The organism is Oleiphilus sp. HI0043 (assembly GCF_001634935.1).
The window spans coordinates 1-5,817 of sequence record NZ_LWEY01001205.1; the positions used below are offsets into that span (position 1 = coordinate 1).

9 protein-coding genes and 1 tRNA gene are annotated in these 5,817 nt (G+C 39.1%); 2 read left to right on the plus strand and 8 right to left on the minus strand.

Annotated features, from left to right (window positions below; genetic code table 11):
- Positions 1 to 19 precede the first annotated feature (19 nt).
- The 3 genes from A3729_RS14365 to A3729_RS14375 are packed head-to-tail and all read right to left on the minus strand — an operon-like array spanning position 20 to position 1,195.
- The gene (locus A3729_RS14365; RefSeq protein WP_156495004.1) at positions 20 to 436 is read right to left on the minus strand and encodes a DUF4878 domain-containing protein; all 417 of its coding nucleotides are present in this window, start codon (positions 434 to 436) and stop codon (positions 20 to 22) included.
- 26 nt (positions 437 to 462) lie between these two features.
- A complete protein-coding gene (locus tag A3729_RS14370; protein ID WP_068634011.1) occupies positions 463 to 948 on the minus strand; it encodes a hypothetical protein in 486 nt (161 codons plus the stop codon).
- A 13-nt stretch (positions 949 to 961) separates the two neighbouring features.
- Positions 962 to 1,195: an EexN family lipoprotein gene (locus A3729_RS14375; RefSeq protein ID WP_068633649.1), complete on the minus strand. Its 234-nt coding sequence runs from the start codon at positions 1,193 to 1,195 to the stop codon at positions 962 to 964.
- 274 nt (positions 1,196 to 1,469) lie between these two features.
- On the opposite strand from A3729_RS14375, the gene A3729_RS34605 reads away from it, so the two are divergent.
- A complete protein-coding gene (locus A3729_RS34605; RefSeq protein ID WP_068633647.1) occupies positions 1,470 to 1,700 on the plus strand; it encodes a helix-turn-helix transcriptional regulator in 231 nt (76 codons plus the stop codon).
- A 13-nt stretch (positions 1,701 to 1,713) separates the two neighbouring features.
- Here A3729_RS34605 and A3729_RS14385 read toward each other — a convergent pair whose 3' ends face one another.
- Entirely contained in the window at positions 1,714 to 2,052 is a 339-nt protein-coding gene (locus A3729_RS14385) for a hypothetical protein (RefSeq protein ID WP_068634012.1), read from the minus strand.
- A gap of 206 nt (positions 2,053 to 2,258) precedes the next feature.
- On the opposite strand from A3729_RS14385, the gene A3729_RS14390 reads away from it, so the two are divergent.
- On the plus strand, positions 2,259 to 3,491 hold the full coding sequence (locus A3729_RS14390; protein WP_068634013.1) for a phage integrase Arm DNA-binding domain-containing protein: 1,233 nt from the start codon (positions 2,259 to 2,261) through the stop codon (positions 3,489 to 3,491).
- Positions 3,492 to 3,650: 159 nt separating this feature from the next.
- Here A3729_RS14390 and A3729_RS14395 read toward each other — a convergent pair.
- The 4 genes from A3729_RS14395 to A3729_RS33120 form a co-directional block, all read right to left on the minus strand.
- Positions 3,651 to 3,727, minus strand: a tRNA-Val gene (locus tag A3729_RS14395).
- 118 nt (positions 3,728 to 3,845) lie between these two features.
- Positions 3,846 to 4,580: a TIGR04219 family outer membrane beta-barrel protein gene (locus A3729_RS14400; protein ID WP_068507795.1), complete on the minus strand. Its 735-nt coding sequence runs from the start codon at positions 4,578 to 4,580 to the stop codon at positions 3,846 to 3,848.
- Between the two features lie 125 nt (positions 4,581 to 4,705).
- Positions 4,706 to 5,419 carry a phosphoribosylaminoimidazolesuccinocarboxamide synthase gene (gene purC / locus A3729_RS14405; RefSeq protein ID WP_068507797.1) on the minus strand — a complete coding sequence of 238 codons (714 nt, stop codon included), beginning with the start codon at positions 5,417 to 5,419 and terminating at the stop codon, positions 4,706 to 4,708.
- Between the two features lie 116 nt (positions 5,420 to 5,535).
- Positions 5,536 to 5,817 (minus strand): hypothetical protein (locus A3729_RS33120; protein WP_197475860.1); only part of this gene is annotated, 282 nt, incomplete at its 5' end.

Below are 5,817 nucleotides of genomic sequence, written 5' to 3' on the forward strand. Positions count from 1 at the left end.
ATCTCTTTATGATTTTGTCCTAAGCACCCTTCATGCTATATATCAACCACTGACCATTCTCACTTCGTAATTCCACAGTTGATTCGTCTTTAATTTCTTCTCCGTTGTCATCTTCACCTACAATGAGAAGAGTGACATTGGCTTCACTTCCATCAATGTCGTAACCATCGGTTTCAATCGAACCATTTGCCTCGTTAATGGTTTTAGAAATCTTCTTAAACTTACTAATTCTCTTTCTAGAGTCGATTCGTTCTTTAATTTTGCCTGTTGTTAGTGCTGACATTTGATTCAATACTTGATCATCATCCAAGTTGCCTTCGAGAACCAAATCAAAAAACTGTTCAACAGCATCACTTGGAGATGGATCTGAAGAGCCGCACGCCATTAACGGTAGAAAAAGAAAAATACATAAAACTTTTTCCTTTAGACTGTACATAAAACTAGCTCCAATATTCTTATTACTTAAGGGAAACTGACAGGTGAACCAGCGCCACCTTCATGAGCAAATACAATTTTTGTGATTCTCCACTGGTCGTTATCTAACGTGAAACTAAACTTATCCTTTGAAAACCAAGTCTCGTCTTTTATCTCTCCAGAAGTCTTCGCGATTACTGTTGCGCTAACAACCTCTCCATCTTTCTCTACAAACTCTTCTTTCTCTATCTCAATATTCACATCTGAAAGCTCAAGTATGTTGCCGTATACTCCCAAGACCGGAATAAATTGCATCTCATACGGCTGTTCATTTTTGTCTGCATACTCGAATTTTTCACCTAACTTTGTTTTCAATCGACCAGTTGTAAAACCAAGAAATGCATGTTTGTTCTCGTTATCTTTAAGGTCTGAATATATGAGCAACTCGTAAAACTCTTCGACAATTTCATTTGGGTCTTGGCTCCCACACCCTGTAAGAAAAACAGATAACACAAGTACAAAAATTATTTTCATGTCGATTCCTTATTTACTTCAATAATGCGTTGAAACCATCAGCCATAGCCTTAGAAAGCGCCTCTATAACCACATGGCATGTTTCACTTTCTTCGGCCTCAGCTTTGGGTATTGAGTTGCACTCTTCGACCAATGCGATCAATCGATCTTCGTCAGCTATTAACTCTTCAACAGTTGGCACCGATTCTCCGCAGCCGCTTAAAAAAATTGTTGAAAGCGACAGACAAAATATTCCAGTTTTTTTCATTATTAGATCCTTATGATGTTTAAGTCATATCTGGTGAGGCTTCGTTGAATGCGTACTCGAAAATAATCTTGCTAGAGCGGGAAGCTACCTCGGCAATCAATGGTGGCTATGAGTTTTGCATAAAGCAGAATCATTAATTCCACCATTCGCCCAAGCTAACTACTAAAGAAATTAATACAGGTCTTAGATACCTAAAACGCACTTGTGTTTCCTTAACAGCACTCAATTATCCCAATTTGGGATAATGCTAGCACGCTAATAACATGACCACAATATGGAAAGGTCTGTTAACACACCAAAATATAAACGATTTCAAGATTGGCTTATTAAATCTAGGGTAGCCAAGGAATTGACACAGATTGAATTTGCTAAACTTCTAAACGAGCATCAATCGTACGTATCTAAAATTGAATCTGGCGAGAAAAGAATATCAGTGCAAGAGTATGCCCAGATAGTTAAAGTTCTAGGTATTGACCCACTAGAAGGTTTGAAGATTTTAGAGTAAAAAGAAAAGTCATTTATGCTACTTTCCTCCCCGTTACATCTTCGAAAATGGAATAAATGTCCTCCACCTGACACACTTCTTTGCCACCAATAGATTGCTGTGAGGCGTGAGAAATATTTCCAACAGGCTCATTTGACGCAGTTTCTACTGTGATAATGTCAGGCTCAGAATAAGCATAATATTGGCCAGCTATCTTACGACCATCTATAGAATTCTGATTTATCCATTTCTTTAGAGTATTTATTGAAGGCTGCGATCCTTTTTGAAAATAAACCTCTCTATACTGTGAAAGTTTCATTAGCTTTCTAGTTTGACCGCTACCAAGAATTCCTTCATCATTACTCTTAATCAAGAACACTTCTCCCAAAATATTACCCGCTCATTACTGCTTGCGCCAACCGGCTTAATAATTATACCCCTGATAGACATACTTGGTCAATAGCCAAAATTTGCTTTTTTCCATTTTTTTTACTTTTTATAGCAAAAATATCTTTACACGCCCCTATTTTGTGCTCTACCATTATTTTTGCCACGCAAATCATATAATAAGGAATCTAAATGGGCGCACCCAGAAGAAACAAAGACCTTCCCAAAAACCTCTATCTGAACAAGAACTCTTTCAGATACCAGCTTCCAGACGGCAAAAGAGTCTCACTAGGAACAGACAAAGAAAAAGCGATAAAGCAAGCAAAACAACTTAATGAAAAATACGAGCTTCATAAGGAAAAACTGCGCATAGAAGCACTATCCATAAAACTGGATGCAGAAAGACGAGACAACAAGAATGAACCAAGCTTTAAAAATGTCATTTTCAGGTTTGAAGGTGAATATCTTGCGCACAAATTCAAAGATCAAACTCTCTACAATAAAACGCGCGTAACAAAGCGGCTAGAAGATCACTTTAGGGACAAGGCCCTGATCGACATTGAAATGAAGGATTGGTCAAACTGCTTTGACTCGCTAGAACTATCACATGATGCATTTAAAAAACACAAAACAGTAGTAACGCAGATCTACGAATTCGCAAAAAGAAAAGGTCTTATCCCACCCGAAAAATACAACCTAGGAAAATTACTCGATTACACCCCGCCAATGAAGAGTGACGGGGTTCGTGAGACAAACACAAAAAAACGCGACAAAATGTCTTCAGATCAGTTCAGAGATGTATACGAAAATGCACCGGAATGGATGCAGGATTTACTGAAAGGAGCACTACTAACCGGGTTGCGGCAAGGAGACCTTTTAAAACTCAGGTTTACCGCCATCAGAGATAACTGGATATGCGTAACCCCCAACAAAACCCAAGAAGACCAAGTACCTCAAAAAATAAGATTTGAGATAAAAGGCGATCTAAAAGAATTAATCGACAAGAGACGAGCAATCGCCAAAACACAAGACAACTGCCCTTATGTCTTTTCCTGCCCAACCAAAGTAAAGAGTTTAGGCAAAGAAAAAACACACATAAATCAAATACTGAGAAGCAACATAGTCAGCAAGTTCAGAAAACTCTCTAGACCTCTTAACACCTATCGCACATACAACGAATCAGAGTTAAACCCTCCAACCTTCCATGAAATTAGAGGACTATCAGCTCGTTTAACTAAAAAACATCTAACAATAGACGGTAAAAAGTTTGACGACAGATTAATAGGGCTTAGGCTAGGACATCGAGACCCTACAGTAAACGTAGTTACAAGCAAATACAGTCACGATCATGATGACATTGAAGATTATTACCGTGTCGAACCACTACTAGATTGGAACGACCTCATAGATGGCAATATAAGCTAATAAACAAACCAGCAAGGCGTGGCAATAAAGTTTTGCCACCAACAGAAATCATCAAGGAGTTATCAGACAGACTATCAATTAAGTTACTGCACTTTTTTTGCCTAAGTTTTGCCACGCAAAATAAGACAAATTATAACAGGCTGTTTTTTAAGGGGAAATTGGTAGGACTAGGCAGATTCGAACTGCCGACCTCTACCATGTCAAGGTAGCGCTCTAACCAACTGAGCTATAGTCCTATTTCAAGCATCGCAAGGAGAGCGACTTGAATAAGGCGCGTAATTTATCAAACAATTCAGCGCCTTGCAATGAGAATATTAGAAAAATATTCTTACGAATCTAGATTGCACTTTATATCTAGAAATCTAAGCCTGTACTTAAGTAAACACCGCTAAAATCAACATCAACTTCGATATCAGCACTGCCTATATCATCAATCTTGATTGCCATAGTGCGATAGCCTAGCTCAACAAATGCTAAGCTAATATTTTGACGAATACGGGCACGGGCATCATAAATACCATTACCAGAATACGAAATACCCGATAACTCAGCGCCAACTGCCATACCAGTAAAAGGCAGCTCTACTTCAGCTTTTGCATAGGGCAGCGGTAGAAAGTTATCAATAGTAGAGGTCGAGCTTTCTGTATCACCCTCAACATTAAGCTGACCGTCAAAAACCTTAATATCTAAACCAACATCAACCGAAACCCAGTTATCGAGAATTTCATAGTAAGCAATTACATCATAGTGAGTCAGGTCTAAATTAGTCGTAACAGGCCCTTCCACACCAGCAAAACCATCGCCTGCTTCATCAATTTCGCCAGATTCAGTCTGATCAAGGGAAGTTAGTCGGACCTTTATATTTGGAATCAGTGGCACGGGGTGTTCAAATGAAGCCGCGAGTTCGAAGAAACTATCGTCTTCGAAACCTAGGTCTTTTTCAAAATCAACTGTTTCACCAGCGGTGGCATCACCACCAATGCCTGCATACCAATAACTTGCTTCAACAGTACCGCCAATAAAATCGGCTTGAGCCGTGGCGCTTGCAGCCAAAACGAAAGGAGCGAGGAGTTTTGTAACTTTTTTCATAGATACTTACCTTATTGAATTCTCTTAAGAATAAAACTATTAGCGTAAGTATAGAGGGAGTTTTTGATTTTGCTTGCTTGATTCGTTGCAGCTTAGATTAAAAAGCTGCAACGAAGTCACAAAATTTAGTCAAATGAAATACCTAAACGCTGACCTACCTCTTCGTAAGTTTCGATCACGCTACCAAGACCTTGCCTAAACCTGTCTTTATCCATCTTCTTACGAGTTTCTTTATCCCAAATACGACAGCCGTCCGGGCTAAATTCATCACCAAGAACAATTCTACCTTCAGACAAACCAAACTCTAGCTTGTAATCAACCAATAGCATACCCGCCTTGTCAAACATTGCTGACAGCACATCGTTTACTTGATAGGTAAGCTTTTCCATTTCGACAAGCTGTTCTTTCGTGGCCCAACCAAAGGATACACAGTGAGAAACGTTAATCATTGGGTCATGCAGAGCATCATCTTTTAGGAATAGTTCGAACGTAGGTGGAGTCAATTCTTTTCCTTCTTCAACACCTAGGCGACGTACTATGCTACCCGCTGCATAGTTACGAACAACACACTCCACAGGCAACATTTCAAGATTTTTTACCAGGCACTCGTTATCTGATAGCAAGGCTTCAAAATGAGTTTCGATACCAGCCTCTTCTAAAGCCTGCATGATAAAAGCGTTAAACTTATTATTTACCATGCCCTTTCGATTCAGCTGCTCCATTTTCTCGCCATCAAAAGCAGAGGTATCGTCTCTAAACAAAAGAACAAATTTGTTTGGATCTTCTGTGGTATAAACTGATTTTGCTTTACCAGCGTAAAGTTCTTTCTGCTTTTGCATAAAAAGGAAACTCCCGAGAGTGGCTCTAAGATTAAGAGCAATAGTATTGAAAAATTTCTATAGTGTTTTAATGAGCAATGATATCGCAGCTATTTAGGCAATAAACACATATCAAATCATGATATGTGTTCAAAAATAATCGTTAATAGTTCGGTAGCTGTATTGGAGTCAAAGCTATCATTCAAGGCCTTGACTCGAACCTCATAGGCATCAGCCTGTTCGAGTGCGCTGCCGGATATCTCGATAGAGAAGTTATGCTCTTTAGCTTTTTCTTGACGATGCTCTTCCGTCGAAAACCATGAATCCAGCTCATCTCGACTTAAATAACTGACAAAGTACTTTCCTTGCGACTGATCTATATCAGAAACCAGCACCTCTGAAGCTTTAAGCGCTTTACC